This window comes from Janthinobacterium sp. 75 (genome assembly GCF_004365495.1).
Classification (GTDB): Bacteria; Pseudomonadota; Gammaproteobacteria; order Burkholderiales; family Burkholderiaceae_D; genus Janthinobacterium.
Map to the genome: position 1 here is coordinate 103,474 of NZ_SORD01000001.1, position 14,861 is coordinate 118,334.

16 protein-coding genes are annotated in these 14,861 nt (G+C 62.0%); 4 read left to right on the forward strand and 12 right to left on the reverse strand.

The window, feature by feature from the left end; genetic code table 11:
* Positions 1-18 precede the first annotated feature (18 nt).
* Positions 19-648, reverse strand: coding sequence for a cytochrome C oxidase subunit I (locus C8C89_RS00500; protein WP_101483891.1), 630 nt, complete (start codon positions 646-648; stop codon positions 19-21).
* Entirely contained in the window at positions 629-1,384 is a 756-nt protein-coding gene (locus C8C89_RS00505; RefSeq protein ID WP_133988627.1) for an SURF1 family protein, read from the reverse strand. The genes C8C89_RS00500 and C8C89_RS00505 overlap by 20 nt, the downstream gene beginning before the upstream one ends.
* 36 nt (positions 1,385-1,420) lie before the next feature.
* Here C8C89_RS00505 and C8C89_RS00510 point away from each other — a divergent pair, with 36 nt between their 5' ends.
* Entirely contained in the window at positions 1,421-1,621 is a 201-nt protein-coding gene (locus C8C89_RS00510; RefSeq protein WP_101483889.1) for a twin transmembrane helix small protein, read from the forward strand.
* Between the two features lie 123 nt (positions 1,622-1,744).
* Here the strand turns inward: C8C89_RS00510 and C8C89_RS00515 are convergent, their stop codons facing one another.
* The 6 genes from C8C89_RS00515 to coxB form a co-directional block, all read right to left on the reverse strand.
* The gene (locus C8C89_RS00515; RefSeq protein WP_101483888.1) at positions 1,745-2,605 is read right to left on the reverse strand and encodes a cytochrome c oxidase subunit 3; all 861 of its coding nucleotides are present in this window, start codon (positions 2,603-2,605) and stop codon (positions 1,745-1,747) included.
* 40 nt (positions 2,606-2,645) lie between these two features.
* Complete coding sequence (locus C8C89_RS00520; RefSeq protein WP_101483887.1) at positions 2,646-2,852, reverse strand: DUF2970 domain-containing protein; 207 nt, start codon at positions 2,850-2,852, stop codon at positions 2,646-2,648.
* Positions 2,853-2,861: 9 nt separating this feature from the next.
* The gene (locus C8C89_RS00525) at positions 2,862-3,422 is read right to left on the reverse strand and encodes a cytochrome c oxidase assembly protein (protein ID WP_101484862.1); all 561 of its coding nucleotides are present in this window, start codon (positions 3,420-3,422) and stop codon (positions 2,862-2,864) included.
* A gap of 13 nt (positions 3,423-3,435) precedes the next feature.
* A complete protein-coding gene (locus tag C8C89_RS27220; RefSeq protein ID WP_216350353.1) occupies positions 3,436-3,552 on the reverse strand; it encodes a cytochrome oxidase small assembly protein in 117 nt (38 codons plus the stop codon).
* Positions 3,553-3,620: 68 nt separating this feature from the next.
* The gene (gene ctaD / locus C8C89_RS00530; protein ID WP_133988628.1) at positions 3,621-5,207 is read right to left on the reverse strand and encodes a cytochrome c oxidase subunit I; all 1,587 of its coding nucleotides are present in this window, start codon (positions 5,205-5,207) and stop codon (positions 3,621-3,623) included.
* 13 nt (positions 5,208-5,220) lie between these two features.
* Positions 5,221-6,429: a cytochrome c oxidase subunit II gene (gene coxB, locus C8C89_RS00535; protein WP_101483885.1), complete on the reverse strand. Its 1,209-nt coding sequence runs from the start codon at positions 6,427-6,429 to the stop codon at positions 5,221-5,223.
* A gap of 78 nt (positions 6,430-6,507) precedes the next feature.
* Here coxB and C8C89_RS00540 point away from each other — a divergent pair, with 78 nt between their 5' ends.
* Positions 6,508-6,735, forward strand: coding sequence for a hypothetical protein (locus tag C8C89_RS00540; protein ID WP_133988629.1), 228 nt, complete (start codon positions 6,508-6,510; stop codon positions 6,733-6,735).
* A gap of 159 nt (positions 6,736-6,894) precedes the next feature.
* On the opposite strand, the gene C8C89_RS00545 is transcribed toward C8C89_RS00540, so the two are convergent.
* The gene (locus C8C89_RS00545; RefSeq protein WP_243857854.1) at positions 6,895-7,818 is read right to left on the reverse strand and encodes a methyltransferase domain-containing protein; all 924 of its coding nucleotides are present in this window, start codon (positions 7,816-7,818) and stop codon (positions 6,895-6,897) included.
* A 57-nt stretch (positions 7,819-7,875) separates the two neighbouring features.
* On the opposite strand from C8C89_RS00545, the gene C8C89_RS00550 reads away from it, so the two are divergent.
* Positions 7,876-8,631: a ComF family protein gene (locus tag C8C89_RS00550; protein WP_133988630.1), complete on the forward strand. Its 756-nt coding sequence runs from the start codon at positions 7,876-7,878 to the stop codon at positions 8,629-8,631.
* A 36-nt stretch (positions 8,632-8,667) separates the two neighbouring features.
* Positions 8,668-9,138, forward strand: a complete 471-nt coding sequence (trmL, locus tag C8C89_RS00555) for a tRNA (uridine(34)/cytosine(34)/5-carboxymethylaminomethyluridine(34)-2'-O)-methyltransferase TrmL (RefSeq protein WP_133988631.1) — start codon at positions 8,668-8,670, stop codon at positions 9,136-9,138.
* Here the strand turns inward: trmL and C8C89_RS26855 are convergent.
* From C8C89_RS26855 to C8C89_RS00575, 3 genes are all read right to left on the reverse strand, one after another.
* The gene (locus tag C8C89_RS26855; RefSeq protein WP_166674640.1) at positions 9,135-9,881 is read right to left on the reverse strand and encodes a hypothetical protein; all 747 of its coding nucleotides are present in this window, start codon (positions 9,879-9,881) and stop codon (positions 9,135-9,137) included. The two genes, trmL and C8C89_RS26855, sit on opposite strands and share 4 nt — an antisense overlap.
* A 15-nt stretch (positions 9,882-9,896) precedes the next feature.
* The gene (locus tag C8C89_RS26860; protein WP_166674641.1) at positions 9,897-10,826 is read right to left on the reverse strand and encodes a hypothetical protein; all 930 of its coding nucleotides are present in this window, start codon (positions 10,824-10,826) and stop codon (positions 9,897-9,899) included.
* A gap of 339 nt (positions 10,827-11,165) precedes the next feature.
* On the reverse strand, positions 11,166-14,861 hold the full coding sequence (locus C8C89_RS00575) for a tubulin-like doman-containing protein (protein ID WP_133988633.1): 3,696 nt from the start codon (positions 14,859-14,861) through the stop codon (positions 11,166-11,168).

The window sequence follows — 14,861 nt, forward strand, 5'->3', positions numbered from 1 at the left end:
CGTCGGCATGCAGACTCCTTAACCGATCGCCGAAGCTTTGAGCAGCTTGGCGATGTCTTTCTTGATCTTGTTCGGGTCCGCATCTTTCGGAAAGCGCATCATCAAATTGCCCAGCGGATCGATCAAATACAGGTGGTCGCTGGTCTTGCCTCCCGCCTCCACGGGCAGCCAGGCTTTCAGGGCGTCGTTATTCACGCGCAGCATGCTGGTGCCGTCGAATTCGCGCATCACGAGCGTGTCGAGCGGCTGCGCATCCGTCACCAGCCAGACCCGTTCAAGGCGTTCGCGCTCCTTGCCCTGCATCAGGCGCAGTTGTTGCATGTCAAATAATTGCTTCTTGCATGCTTCCTGGCAATCGGACGGCCCCGTTTGCAGCAGCACCCACTTGCCCTTGAACTGCGCCAGCGGCGCGGCCTTGCCGTCGAGTTCTGTCACCTGCAACGCCTCCTCCGGTATAGGATGCAGGCGCGGGTCGATCAGGGCGCCGTAATTGTTGCGGCCCGTGGGCTTGATGATGTAGTACGTGAAATACGAGGCGATGATGGGAAAGGCGCACACGGCCACCACGGCCAATAGTTTCCACCGACCCGTGTTCTGTAGCTGCTTGCCGGTGCTGTCTTGTGTTGTTTCAGGGCTGTTTGTTTGCACGTCGAAATCCTGTAAAGACAAAAAATAAAAAAGCCATCAGTGCCAGTGCATACCACTGGAATGCGTAGCCGCGGTGCTTGTCCGCGCCCAGGTCGGGTGCCGGCCAGTCACGCACGGGAAGCGCGCTGGCCGCTGGCGGCGCTGTCAGATCAACTGGGGCGACTGTTTGTTCGATGAGGAAGGACTGCAAGGCCAGGCTGCTGGCCTGTGCCAGCTGGCCGATGTCGGCATTTTGCACGATGGCGTGCGGCGCCAGGGGCGGCGCCGTGCCCAGTTCCATGACATGGCCAGCGTTCAGGCGCGCGATGCCGCTGATGGTCACCGTGCCCGTGGGCGTGGCGTAGTCGGGGATGCGCGTGCGCTCGGCGTTGTTGCGCGGCAACCAGCCCTGCGCCACCAGCACGTGCATCCGGGAACCGTCGATCTGGAAGGGAGTGAGCACATGGAAGCCGGCCTGGCCCTTGTAGGGACGGTTGTCCAGGTAGACCGTCCAGGCGGGCAGGAAACGGCCCGTGACGGTGACGCGGCGGTATTCGATCGCTTGCGCATCGGCCGGCAGCAAGGGCACGGCCGTCAATGCCAGCGGTGCGGCCTGGTTGCCAGCCTCGAGCCGGGCGGCGCGGGCGATTTTCTCGTCGCCACGGCGCTGCTGCCATTGCGCCAGAGAAATACCCAGCGCCACCAGTAGCAGCATTACAACAAATGGAATCCATCTAAAATGGAAGCGGATACGCATTACAATGAAACCTCCTCAAGCCTGGCGCTACCATCCATGAAAATCCTCGTTGCCATTGCCTTCATCCTGATTCTGGGCAGCCTGGGCTCGGCCCTGTTCTTCCTCATGCGCGACAAGGGCAAGAGCAACCGCACCGTGCAGGCGCTGGCCATGCGCGTGGGCTTCTCGATCACGCTGTTCCTGCTGATCCTGCTGGCGCATCATCTGGGTTACATTCAGCCGACCGGCATACATTAAGCTTCTTCTTGCCTGATTGGCAAATTCTTCACGCTAAGAAAAAAGCCGTACCCAGGATGTCCCGGTACGGCTTTTTTTTGTGGTGCAGGCGCAAGCGTCAACGACGCACGCCCTGCCCCGCCATTATAACCAATACACGACCACGTACAGTCCCAGCCAGACGACATCGACAAAGTGCCAGTACCAGGCCGCGCCTTCGAAGCCGAAGTGGTGGTCGGGCGTAAAGTGGCCCTTCAGCACGCGGTACAGGATGACGGACAGCATGATGGCGCCCAGAGTCACGTGGAAGCCGTGGAAGCCCGTCAGCATGAAGAAGGTGGCGCCGTAGATGCCGGACGTCAGTTTCAAATTCAGTTCGCTGTAGGCGTGCATGTATTCATACACCTGAAAGCCCATGAAGACGGCGCCCAGCACGATGGTGGCGAACAGGAACAGCGCCGTCATGGCGCGGTGGCCGGCGCGCAGCGCGTGGTGCGAGATGGTCAGGGTCACGCCCGACGTCAGCAGCAAGGCCGTATTGATGGTCGGAATCCAGAACGGCGTCATGGTGGTAAATTCCTGCACCGTGCCTGCCGGGCCCGTATTGCCCCATTGGGCGGCGAAATCGGGCCAGATGACCTTGTGGTCGAGGTCAGCCAGCCATGGCATCGAGATGCTGCGCGCATAGAACAGGGCGCCAAAGAAGGCGGCGAAGAACATGACTTCCGAAAAGATGAACCAGCTCATGCTCCAGCGGAAGGAGTGATCGATGCGCTCGCTGTACAGGCCCTGCTCCGATTCGCTGATGGCGTCGCCGAACCAGAAATACAGCACCAGCAGGATGCCGGCGATGCCCAGGTAATTCACGTACGGGCCCCAGGAGACGTCGTTGACCCAGGCCGAGGCGCCGATCATGGTCAGCAGCAGGCTGGCGCCGCCCAGCATGGGCCAGCGCGACGGGCCGGGCACGAAATAATAAGGTACGGCGGCGTGGTTGGAACTCATCATCATCTCCTCAAAAACTTATAGGGTGGTTTTTTATAATTTATAAAACGACGAATTTAACAATCGAAATCAGGATGCCGATCAGGCAAGCCACCACCAGGAAACCGGCGATGACGATGTGCACGGGATTGAGCTTGGCCGAATCCGTGTCGAAATCGCTCTTGCGGCGCAGACCCGTGAATGACCACACCACGGCCCGCAGCGAATACAGGAACGACGCTTTTTCAGGCTGCTTGGGTTCGCCCATGACACTCTCCTATTGGACGGCCGGCGTTTGAGCCTGGCTCAGACCGGCGATCTCGAAAAACGTGTACGACAGGGTGATGGTTTTCACCTCTTTCGGCAGGGCCGGATCGAGGAAGAACACCACCGGCATCTGCCGCGCTTCGTGGGGTTTCAAGGTCTGCTGCTTGAAGCAGAAGCACTCGACCTTCTTGAAATGCGGCGTGGCGCTCTGCGGCGCATAGCTGGGAATGGCTTGCGCATTGACGACGCGGTTTTGCGTGTTGACCACTTCATACATGACGGTCACCAGTTCGCCCGGATGCACCCGCATGCTCGACACGGTCGGGCGGAAGCGCCATGGCCCCTGGGCATTGCCGTCGAACTCGACGGTGATGCTGCGCGTCGTATCGACCTGCGTATTGTTATCGTAGGCCACCGTGCCATCTTTTTGCGTCAGCACGTTGATGCCCATCACTTCGCAAATCTGCTTGTAGACGGGAATCAGGGCATAGCCAAAGCCAAACATCAGGATGGCAATGACGATCAGCTTGCCCAGCATCTTGCGGTTCAGGCCGCGTGTTTCCTGTTGCATCGGCGTCGTCACGTCAGAGCCACATGCGCTTGACGAATACGGACAGGAAGAAGAAGGCCGCCAGGGCCCCCAGTATCAGCCCCGTACGCAGGTTGTTGGGTTTCTTGCGCTCAGTTTTTACTTCGGTCATGGCAGGCACTCTATTCAAAGGGGCCGGCAGCAGCGCCGGCCCGTGACACTGGCATAAATTAATGATGACTACTTGACGGTTGGCGGCGTTTCAAACGTGTGGAACGGCGCAGGGCTCGGCACGGTCCATTCCAGGCCTTCCGCGCCTTCCCATGGTTTCGCTGGCGCAGCTTTGCCGCCGCGGATGGTCGGCAAGACCACGAAGAACAGGAAGTACACCTGCATCAGGCCAAAACCGAAGCCGCCGATCGAGGCGATCATATTGAAATCGGTGAACTGCGCCGGATAGTCGGCGTAGCGGCGCGGCATGCCGGCCAGGCCCAGGAAGTGCATCGGGAAGAAGGTCACGTTGAACGTGATCAAGGACAGCCAGAAGTGAATCTTGCCGCGCGTCTCGTTGTACATGTGGCCAGTCCATTTCGGCGACCAGTAGTAGAAGCCGGCGAACAGGGCAAACAGCGAACCGGCCACCAGCACGTAGTGGAAGTGCGCCACCACGTAATAGGTATCCTGCAACTGGATGTCGATCGGTGTCACCGCCAGGATCAGGCCCGTGAAACCGCCCATGGTAAAGACGAAGATGAAGCCCACCGAGAACAGCATCGGCGTTTCGAACGTCATGGAACCCTTCCACATCGTGGCGATCCAGTTGAACACTTTCACGCCCGTCGGCACGGCGATCAGCATGGTCGCGTACATGAAGAACAGCTGGCTCGTCACCGGCATGCCGGTGGTAAACATGTGATGCGCCCAGACGATGAAGGACAGAATCGCAATCGAGGCCGTGGCGTAGACCATCGAGGCGTAGCCGAACAATGGCTTGCGGGCAAACGCGGGCAGGATCTGCGAGACGATGCCGAAGGCCGGCAAGATCATGATGTAGACCTCGGGGTGGCCGAAGAACCAGAAGATGTGCTGGTACATGACGGGGTCGCCGCCACCGGCAGCGTTAAAGAAGGACGTGCCGAAATGGCGGTCCGTCAGGGTCATGGTAATGGCGCCGGCCAGCACGGGCATCACGGCGATCAACAGGTAAGCGGTAATCAGCCAGGTCCAGCAGAACATCGGCATTTTCATCAGGGTCATGCCGGGAGCGCGCATGTTGAGGATGGTGACGATGATGTTGATCGAACCCATGATGGACGAGGCGCCCATCAGGTGCATGGCAAAAATCGCCATGTCCATGCCGGGGCCCATCTGCGTCGACAGCGGCGCATACAGGGTCCAGCCGGCAGCAGTGGCGCCGCCCGGCACGAGGAAGGACGTGGCCAGCAGCAGCGCGGCCGGTGGCAGCAGCCAGAACGAGAAGTTGTTCATGCGGGCGAAGGCCATGTCGGATGCGCCCACTTGCAGCGGGATCATCCAGTTGGCGTAGCCGACGAAGGCCGGCATGATGGCGCCAAACACCATCACCAGGCCGTGCATGGTGGTCAGCTGGTTGAAGAATTCAGGGTGAAAAAATTGCAAGCCGGGATGAAACAGTTCCGTACGTATCATCAGGGCCAGCACGCCGCCCGACAGCAGCATGATGAACGAGAACCACAGGTACAGGGTACCGATATCCTTGTGGTTGGTGGCAAACAGCCAGCGGCGGTAGCCAGTGGGATGGTCGTGGGCATGGTCGTGACCGGCGTGGTCCAAGGTGCTAGTGCTCATGTACGGCTCCTAATTACTTGCGTGCAGCCACGACTTCGGCTGGTTGAACGATGTTCTCTTCGGCCTTGTTCGACCAGGAATTGCGCGTGTAAGTGATCACTGCGGCAATTTCCGTGTCGGACAGCTGTTTCCAGGCGGGCATTTCCGCTGGATACTTGCCGCTCTTTTGCCCGTTCAGCAAGACATGAATCTGTTCCGCTTTCGGACCGTTCACCACGGCAGAGCCGTCCAGCGCTGCAAAGGCACCGGGCACGCCCTTGCCTGTCGCCTGGTGGCAGACCACGCAGTTGGCCGTATACACTTTCTCGCCCTTGACCTTCAATTCGTCGATGGTCCACACCTTGCTTGGATCATCGGCCAATGCCGCCATTTCCTTTTGTTTTACATCAACCCAGGCCTTGTAGTCCTCGTTGGATACGACCTTGACGACGATGGGCATGAAGGCGTGCTCCTTGCCGCACAGTTCGGCGCAATTGCCGCGGAAGGTGCCGATATGGTCGGCCTTGAACCAGGTGTCGCGCACGAAGCCGGGAATCGCATCCTGTTTCACGCCGAAGGCGGGCACGGACCAGGCGTGGATAACGTCGTTGGCCGTCAGCACCATGCGGATCTTCTTGTTGACCGGCACCACGACTTCGTTGTCGACTTCGATCAGGTAGTTTTCACCGCGTTTTTCCGTCGGCGGCGCGCCTGGCGCCCCCACCTGCGAACGGGGCGTGGACAGGTTGGAGAGGAAGGAAATGCCTTCACCCTCGCCTTTCAGGTAGTCATAGCCCCATTTCCACTGCATGCCGGTGGCCTTGATGGTGATATCGGCGTTCGAGGTATCCTTCATGCCCACCACGGTGCGCGTGGCAGGCAGGGCCATGCCGATGACGATCAGGAAAGGCACGACGGTCCAGGCGATCTCGACGGTGGTGCTTTCGTGGAAGGTGGCCGGTTTGTGGCCCAGGGACTTGCGGTGCTTGAAGATGGAATAAAACATGACGCCGAACACGGCCACGAAGATCACCAGGCAGATGATCATCATCAGGGTGTGCAAATCGTAGATTTCATGGGCGATCTGTGTCGCCGGCGGTTGCAGATTCATTTCGAACGGCACGGGACCGCCGGTGCCGGGATAGGTGCCGGCAGCCGGTGCCGCCGTGGCCCATCGCCCGATGCCAAACGCTGTCAAAGACAGCCCGAGCAGCAACGATTGAAGTCGCTTTGCATGTGTCATGTTTTCCCCAACCACCCAAAAATAATGATATTTTAAACGGCTGCGGACTTCTCCGTACTGGACCGCTGCCGCTCCTCCATGAAAGCAACACGGCCAGAATACGGCCATGTGCGTCAAGCACCAGCGAATTCCATGCTGGCTGCCGCAGCAAAAACGGCGGCGCGCAACCATGCTGGAACCCTGTTTTTCTTCCCCACCTTGAAATGGCCTCGCGTGGAAGATGGTTACTATACTAATGCAGTAACTTCGAATAAGTCTTGCTTTGTTTTTTTTATTTTGTATGCAGCCCTTGTTTTTTCTACTTAACAAGCTGACAAACAATCAACGATTATAATCAAGTAAACTTGAATCCATCAAGCAATAATCCGCTTTGTGCGCGCCCTTCTCCCGGCCGCCGCGCGCTTTGCAACGGTTACTGCAGCATTGACGCACGGATGCCGACCAAGTGTCGGTTTCTTTCCCCTTTTATCGAGGTTTTCTGGGTAAATCAAAGCGGATGATCGCCTCGCCATTGCGCGTCACGCGCGGTGCGGGACGGAAGGCGTGGCCATAGATCACCTCGAAACTCAGGCCCAGCTTGCCGTCGGGACGACGCATCTTTTCCAGCGCGGCCAGCATGCGCTGCCAGGCAGCCTTGCCCATCAGGCCGCGCCGGCGCGTGGTGAGCGGGTTGCCGCCAAAGGCACGCACGTCCGCCAGCAGTTTTTCCGCCGTATCGTAAGTGACGGTGATGATTTCCATGTCCAGCACGGGCGTGGAAAAACCCGTCTCAACCAGCATGTCGCCAAAGTCGTGCATGTCGACAAAGGGCAAGGCGTGCGGAAACAGGTCCGCCTCGGCAAAAGCGTCACGCACTTCGCGGAAGGTGTCGGGACCGAAGCAGGAAAACATCAGCAAGCCATCGAGGCGCAGCGCGCGCCGCCATTCGGCGAACACGCGGTCTGGCTGGGCATGCCAGTGCAGCGCCAGGTTCGACCACACGAGGTCGATGCTGCCCTGCGCCAGCGGCAGGTCGCCCAGGTCGCCGCACAGCAGATCCACGCCCGCCTTGGCCGGCAGCAACTTGCTGAGGAACTGGTTCAGGCCGGCCAGTTTCGACGCGGGCGCGCGCGCCGCCTGCATCATCGCTTGCGCTGCATCGAGACCAATAATCTGCGCGGCGGGATAATCCTTTTGCAGCTGCGCCAGGTCCGCACCGGGGCCGCAGCCAGCATCGAGCACGCGATGCGGCGTGATTTTCACCAGCTCCAGGCGCTCGTGCATGCGCTGTGATACTTCGCGGCGCAGGAAGTCCGACGGTGCGCTGCGCGCCGGACGGGAAAAGAAATCGCGTACTTGCACCGCATCGATGGGCGCACTCATTTTGGGCGGACTGGTGGGAACTGGCATGTTGAATCGGGGGAGGTGAGATAATGTCGGCAGTGTACATGGAACGACGCCATCGCGATGCGGACCGCCATCCGGCCCCGGCTTGATGCCGCCTGGCAGGCGCTGCACCGTTGGCTGGGCGCCACGGTGCTGCCGGCCCAGTGCGCGCTGTGCGGCATCGGCTGCCCGGAAGTGCTGTGCCTGCCCTGCCGCGCACAATACCTGGGGCTGCTGCGCCACCGCTGCCGCCAATGCGCCAATCCGCTCGCAGACATTGATGTGGCTCTGCTGTGCGGACGCTGTTTGCGCCAAAGGCCCGCATATGACACCACGATCACGGCGTTTGATTATGCGGCGCCTGTCGACCAGTTGCTGTTGCAGCTGAAATTCGGCGCGCGCCTGGCGCTGGCGCCCCTGTTTGCGCAACTGCTGCATGTTGCCATTCAGCAACAAGCAGATTGGGGCGCGCCGCAATTGCTGTGCCCCATACCACTGGGACCGGCCAGGCTGGCCGAACGGGGATACAACCAGGCGCTGGAAATTGCCCGCCCGCTGGCGCGCCTGCTGGACGTACATTTGCAGCCCCGCCTGGCGCTGCGCGTGCGCGACACCAGGGCGCAAAGCAGCGTGGCGCCACAGGAACGGCAAGCCAACCTGGCGCATGCCTTCGCCATCGCGCCCGAACACGGGGCGCTATTGCAAGGATGCCATGTCGGCATCGTCGACGACGTGATGAGCAGCGGCCATACCGTCAACGCCCTGGCCACCGCCTGCAAGCGCGGGGGGGCGGCGAAGGTCAGCATCCTGGTCGTGGCGCGCACGCCGCCGCATTGAATGAACTATATGAGAGATAGACCCAAGGAGAGCATTTTGTTTCACGTTGTTTTGGTAGAACCTGAAATCCCGCCCAACACGGGCAACGTCATCCGCCTGTGCGCCAACACGGGCGCGCAGCTGCACCTGGTCGAACCGCTGGGCTTTCCGCTCGACGACGCCAAGATGAAGCGCGCCGGCCTCGATTACCACGACTACGCCAAGATGAAGGTGCACAAGAACTGGGCAGCGTTCCTGGCTGACACCCAGCCCGACCCGGCCCGCATGTTCGCCATGACCACGCGCGGTTCGCGCCCGTTCGGCGACGTGGCCTTCCTGCCGGGCGACGTATTCGTGTTCGGTTCGGAAACAAAAGGCCTGGATCCGGCCCTGCGCGACGGCTTTCCGGCAGAGCAACGCATCCGCCTGCCCATGCGACCCGATAACCGCAGTTTGAATTTGTCGAATACGGTGGCCGTCGTGGTCTACGAGGCCTGGCGCCAACATGGCTACAGTGGTGGAGCTTAACGCTGCGCCAGCTGCACTGCGGCACCGTCCGCGTCCAGCATCACCAGCTGCGTGCGCAAGTCGCGCGTGGCGGCCAGCTTGCCGTTCACGTACAGATTCGTCTTGACGCCATACACGCCCTGCGACACGCCGGCCGGCAAGGTCAGCTCGAAGGAGTTTTCAAAACGTCCGCCCGACTTGTTGCTGCTGGCCAGGGCTTTCGAGCCGGACTTGAATGGCTGGCCTTGCGGGTCGAGCACCACCAGTTCTTCGCGCACGTCATTGACGCTCTGCGCGCTGCCGTTGACCAGCTCCACCACGCTTGTGACCTTGAACGGCTGGCCCCGCTTGACGGTCGATGCGCTCAGCTGCGGCGTGTACGACACCACTTGCGGCTCGCGCGGCAGCGCGCCGCGCGCGCGGATGTAGTCGCGGTCCGCCTGCGCCGCCGTCTTGGTCTGGCGCGAATTGACGTTGATGGCCAGGCAACCGGCCGCCGCCAGGCCGCCCCCGATGGCCGCGCCCTTCAGCGCGCCATTCTTGCCGCCCGCCAGCGCGCCCAGCAGCGCCCCCACGGCCGCGCCGGCCGCAGCCGACGTGCCCACGCTGCACGGGTCCTGATCTGTTGCCGCCTGGGCGCCACCTTGCGTATAGGAACCGTCCTGGCGCACGCCGTTCGGTTGCATGGTCGCCGTGGCGCAGCCGGCCAGCATGGCCGCGATGGTCAGCGCAGCGACCGCGCGCAAGGTGGTGTGATTCAGCATGGTGCCCCCTGATAACTAATTGATCGTTGTTTCCGTCTGCAGCACTTGCCGTTCGCGCTCGCGGATGCGGCGCGACAGATTGTCAATGCGCGCATTGCCGGGATCGACGCGGCGCGCGCTTTCCAGATAGGTCTTGGACGCATCAAACTTGCCTTCCAGCAAAGAGCGTTCGGCATCGCGCAGGAACGATTGCGCCATCTCGCTGCGCATGGCCGCGCCGCTATCGACGGGCGACGTGTCCAGCGGACGGCGTTCGGCCGCCGCTGAACGTTCGACCGCGCGCACGGGCGCCGGTTCCGTTGGCACGATGCGGGCCGGCGCCGTTTCCAGCGGTGCCGGTGCAGAAACGGGCGCGGGTGCAGGCGCCGCGGCCGCCGACAGCGCTTGCACGTCGGCCTTCAACTGCGGCAACTCCACCGCTTCGCGGTCGATCGCTTCCAGCCGGGCGATGCTATTCCTTGCCGCTGCCGCATCCTTGGCATCGAGCGCCTGGCGCACCCCTACCAGCACCGATGCGGCTGCCGCCTGCTGGCGCGCCAGCTGCTTGCGCAAGGATGCCACGCTGGATGCGCCCGCACAATCAACGTCGAGCGCGGCGATGCCCGTGGCGGCGCTTTGCAATTGATGGCCGTCAATATTGCGCTCGATGACGCGCACGCCCCGCTGGCAACTGCCCGATGCGGCGCCCGCCTTGCCGATCGCCGCCTGCAAATCGTCCGCCTTGGCGCTGGACTTGCCCGCACACACATTTTTCGCCGTCGCCAGCTTCTGGCGGGCACCGTCCAGGCTGCCATTGGCTACCAACTTGAGGCCGCTATCGATGGCGTCATTGCAGGCTGCATCGTTCTTGCCGCCCGGCTTGCCATTCATGTAGACGATGACGGCCGCCAGCACGGCGGCTCCGCCCAGCCAGCGCAGCCACTTGCGCGGCGGTGACGGCAGCACTGGTGTTGCCGGGGCTGGCGCCGGTGGAGGCGCCGGTGGAAGCATAGGCGCAGGTACGGGCTTTGGCATGGCTCGCGGCTGCGCGGAAGCCGGTTGCGGCGGCGGTTTCGGCGCAGGCGCCGGGGCTACCGGCACGGGCGGCGGCTTGGGCGCCACAGGCGGTGAAGCTGGCAAAGGCCGGGGCACAGGCCGCGGTGGCGGCACGGCCACAGCTGGCCGGGCCGTGCCAGCCTGCGCCTGTCCGCAGTACGGGCAATGACTGACAGCGGTCCACAGGCCCGTTTTACATTTGTTGCAGATATCCAAAACTAATCCTTCATTCCAGCGTCATTCCAGCGTTCACAGGGGCGGCGGCATCAACGGTGGCGGCGCGCTGAGGAACAGGAGTGCCAGCTCGGGGAACTGGGCCAGGTCGACCCAGGCCGGCAAGCCGGCGCGCCATACCTTGGCGGTGGCCGGCACGACTTGTCCCGCCTGCACGTACTGCACGATCTGCTGGGCCGTGAACGGTCCCTGCTGCTGGCCGTTGATGCCCAGGAAATACTGGTATTCCACCAAGGGCGGCGGCATGCCGCCCAGCGGTGGCGGCGCCATGCCGAACGCGGCTGCAACGGGGGCGGCGGCGCCGGCAGGGCGCAGCAATTGCTCGAGGCGCCCCGCTTCCAGCATTTCCCCCTTGATCGCATATTTCAAACGGGGCTGGCCATCCGCTTCCGGCTCGCGCACTTCCCAATCGTAGGCATCGCTGTCGGAGTCGCCGATGACATTCGCCCACTCCTTCAGACGGCCCAGCAAGTCTTGCACCGTGCGGTCGAGCTCATCGCTGGTCATGCCCTTGCGGCGCGCCGACTCGCGCAGGCGCGCGCCCACTTCAGCGGAAATGGCGCTGCCAAAGCCGATATACGGCAGTTGCGAGCCATCGGCCTGCGCCACCAGCCTGGGCGCATACACGCCCCGTTCATAATATTTTGCCAGCGCCGCCAGGGCCGCCGTCTGCACGGCGTCAAGCGCAGCCAATTTTTCTTCGATGCGCAGGGCGATATTTTTCTCGTATGAAGCGGGCATGCCGTTCTGGCGGATGGCCCGTTCATTGCCGATGCGGCGCAAGTCGCCCGGTTCGACCGCAAACTGGTATTGGCCCGGCGGCACGACGCGGCCCGTGTGGCGCGTCAGTATGCCCAGCATAATCGCTTGCAGGAATTCGCCGAAATCTTCCGCCAGGCGCTTCATTTCGTCCGTGTTCGGTGCGATAGGGTGCGTGAATTGCGTTGGGTCAATATGGGTGTGCGTCGGCGCCTTGTCGTTGTCGCCCTCCTTGCGGTAGCTGGTGCGCCAGCCTTCCAGGCCCCGCAGCACCGTCATCGGCACGCCGGCCAGTTCGCAATAGCAGACGGCGCGCCCGCGTATGCCCGTCTCGACAATTTCCAGCTGGCTCACCGTGATACCCACCTGGGTCGGCACGCACGATTCGAGCTCGGCGCCGAACTTCGCCTTGAAAGCGGCCGCGTTGGCCACGCCGATCACGCACTTGAACTGGTCCGACACGACCGTGAAATCGCCCGCCATATTGGCGTCGATCCATGGCATGGAGCAGGCCAGCAACTTGCGGAAGCGGTCCAGGCGCTCGGACACATCCATCTGTTCCAATGCCTCGAACAAGGGGTCGGGCGTGCTCGTCACCCCTTCGGCCAGGCCCGCCGTGGCGATCATGTTTTCGGCCATGCGCGTGACCTTGGCCAGGATCAAGCCCCGTTGCGCCGGTTCGCCCAACATGGGGAACAGCGCTTTCGAGCCGCCCATGTCCTTGAACGCTTCATCGGCCCACTGGCGCAAGGTGGCCGCCGACGGCAGTGCTATGTCTTTTTCCGTGACGGGAATTACGATCAGGGTCGCATGTTCCTTGTCCAAGTCCTTTTGCAGGATGGTATTGGCCGTTTTCAATTCCGCCAGCATGGCCAGCACGCCTTCGCGGCCCGATTGCAGCTCGCCCACCAGGCCATTCCACTGCGCGCGGCCTTGCGCATCGACGCCCACGCGGTTGCCCAGCCAGCGCGACAGTTCGCCCAGCAGGATGACGGACTCGTCCGCCGCCTTGGCGCGCAAATGGAATTTCAGGGCATTCGCCATTTCCGTGCGCAAATGGTCCATCACCACGCCAGCCTGCTTTTCGCCATTGCTGAGGAAACCGAAGGTGCTGCGCGTCTGCTCCAGGTTGTTCAGCAGGCGCTCGTATTCGCGCGAACGCACGGCTTCCTTGATTTCGCGGTAGCGCTCGGCATTCGCGCCGATCTGCGCCGTCAAGCCGCTGCCCGGCGCCTCGATACGGTCCTTGATCTGTTCCACCAGCGACAGCACGTACTCCAGGCCGCCGAACTCTTTATTGTCAAGATAGCCATACAGCTGGTCGCGCACGACTTTCTTGACATCGTCGAGCACTTCGCGGCGGCGCTTACTGATGCGGTCTTCCGTCGTGTCTGCCGTGGAATCCTGGTCGCGCACGGCGTCGCGTTCCAGGTGTTTCATGGCGTCGCGCACTTGCGCCGGCCATTCGCTGCGGTCGAAACCCGTGCGGATATCGTTGATGCGCGTATTGACCCTGTTTTCCACGCCGGCCAGCAAGTGGCCGTGGCGGTCTTCCAGCAATTCGTCGACGACGCGAAAATCGATGAAGTCGCCGCTGGAGCGCTTCAGTTCGATGCTCTTGTCGGAAAACTCGGGGAAATCGCTGAATGGCGTTCCTTTCAGGAACATATTGGCGGCGAGGAAATTATCGCGCTGCGTATCGGTGGCGCGGTTGGCGCCCGCATCCGTGCCGCCCACGCCAAAGAACGCCTGCAGCATGGCGCCGGCCCAGCGATGGGCCCGCTCATCACGCGCCGCTTCCTGGCGCGTATCGAGCACGGCCATGCCGAATGAGGAAAAACGCTTCGAGAAATACAGGCGCATGTCGCCGAAGCGGTCTTGCGGCACGGGCGCGTTGTACAGGGAATTCTTGTGCTGCGCCTGGTTGACGGCGATCGAACGCTTGGCGCGCGCGAAGTCGGCCGAGGCGAAATCCTCGAACAGCGAGTCGGCCACCATGTGGTACACGTCGCTGACTTCCTTGGTGTGCTGCTGGGCAAGATTACCCGAATCGATGAGGTAAACCTCGCTGTACGGCTCGCGCGTCAGTTCCGGCCGGTCATACGCATCCCAGCGGCCCACATAGCCCTTGTTGCCCATCATCGCCGATTCCAGCTCCATCAGCGCCGCATAGCCGTTGGCCTCGACCCGGTCCTTGTTGGCCTTGGTATAGCCGGTCGGCAAGAACAGCATCAGCTCGACGTCGGCCGCGCCCACTTCGCTGCGCGCCAGCCAGCGCGCCAGCAAACCCATGTCCAAAAAGGAACCGGAACCCGTGCCGCCCGCCACGGAACCGACGATGACGATGCGAAAACGGTTCGTTTCCATGCGCAAGCCCAGCTCGGCCAGCTGGCGCTCGTGCGACAAGCCCGCCTTCAGGGCTTTCAGTTTCAAGCGGATCTTGTCGCGGATCTTCGCATACTTGTCAAAGAAATACAGGCGCGAGACGGCGCGGATCTGGCCCGCGCCGCTGCTCATGTCGAAACGCAATTCGCGGATGCGCTGCGGCGTCAGCGGCAGCCATTCCTTGATGTGCGGATATTTTTCCAAGGAATCTTCATCACGGCTGTACTTGTCCATGTCGAACGCCTCGACCACCTTGTCGTCATCCGTGAACTTCACCTGGTCGAACTGCAAGTCCTTGGCCTGCGATTCGCCGCTTTCGATCACGGCACCATTGTCCAGGTCGAAATGGATGAATTGCGCGATGGGAAAGTCCGCCAAGCCCTCGATGCGCGTGCGGTTGCCCGCGCCGCCCCACAGGGTGTTGAGGATGCGCCGTCGCACGCGCATCAGCACCTGCATGCCCGTGCCGCCGATGCCGATGAACAGGGTCGGGCGCAGCTCGATGATCTTGTCCTGCTTGCGCTCGCTGGCGCCGCCGGTGATGGTTTGGTTCAGGTTCTCTGCCAT

What these genes read in the sequence shown, in the direction of transcription:
- C8C89_RS00505 (WP_133988627.1), bottom strand. Translation starts at nt 1,384, where the DNA reads ATGCGTATCCGCTTCCATTTTAGATGGATTCCATTTGTTGTAATGCTG.
- C8C89_RS00510 (WP_101483889.1), top strand. Translation starts at nt 1,421, where the DNA reads ATGAAAATCCTCGTTGCCATTGCCTTCATCCTGATTCTGGGCAGCCTG.
- C8C89_RS00515 (WP_101483888.1), bottom strand. Translation starts at nt 2,605, where the DNA reads ATGAGTTCCAACCACGCCGCCGTACCTTATTATTTCGTGCCCGGCCCG.
- C8C89_RS00520 (WP_101483887.1), bottom strand. Translation starts at nt 2,852, where the DNA reads ATGGGCGAACCCAAGCAGCCTGAAAAAGCGTCGTTCCTGTATTCGCTG.
- C8C89_RS00525 (WP_101484862.1), bottom strand. Translation starts at nt 3,422, where the DNA reads ATGCAACAGGAAACACGCGGCCTGAACCGCAAGATGCTGGGCAAGCTG.
- C8C89_RS27220 (WP_216350353.1), bottom strand. Translation starts at nt 3,552, where the DNA reads ATGACCGAAGTAAAAACTGAGCGCAAGAAACCCAACAACCTGCGTACG.
- ctaD (WP_133988628.1), bottom strand. Translation starts at nt 5,207, where the DNA reads ATGAGCACTAGCACCTTGGACCACGCCGGTCACGACCATGCCCACGAC.
- coxB (WP_101483885.1), bottom strand. Translation starts at nt 6,429, where the DNA reads ATGACACATGCAAAGCGACTTCAATCGTTGCTGCTCGGGCTGTCTTTG.
- C8C89_RS00540 (WP_133988629.1), top strand. Translation starts at nt 6,508, where the DNA reads ATGAAAGCAACACGGCCAGAATACGGCCATGTGCGTCAAGCACCAGCG.
- C8C89_RS00545 (WP_243857854.1), bottom strand. Translation starts at nt 7,818, where the DNA reads ATGCCAGTTCCCACCAGTCCGCCCAAAATGAGTGCGCCCATCGATGCG.
- C8C89_RS00550 (WP_133988630.1), top strand. Translation starts at nt 7,876, where the DNA reads ATGCGGACCGCCATCCGGCCCCGGCTTGATGCCGCCTGGCAGGCGCTG.
- C8C89_RS26855 (WP_166674640.1), bottom strand. Translation starts at nt 9,881, where the DNA reads ATGCTGAATCACACCACCTTGCGCGCGGTCGCTGCGCTGACCATCGCG.
- C8C89_RS00575 (WP_133988633.1), bottom strand. Translation starts at nt 14,861, where the DNA reads ATGGCAGAGAACCTGAACCAAACCATCACCGGCGGCGCCAGCGAGCGC.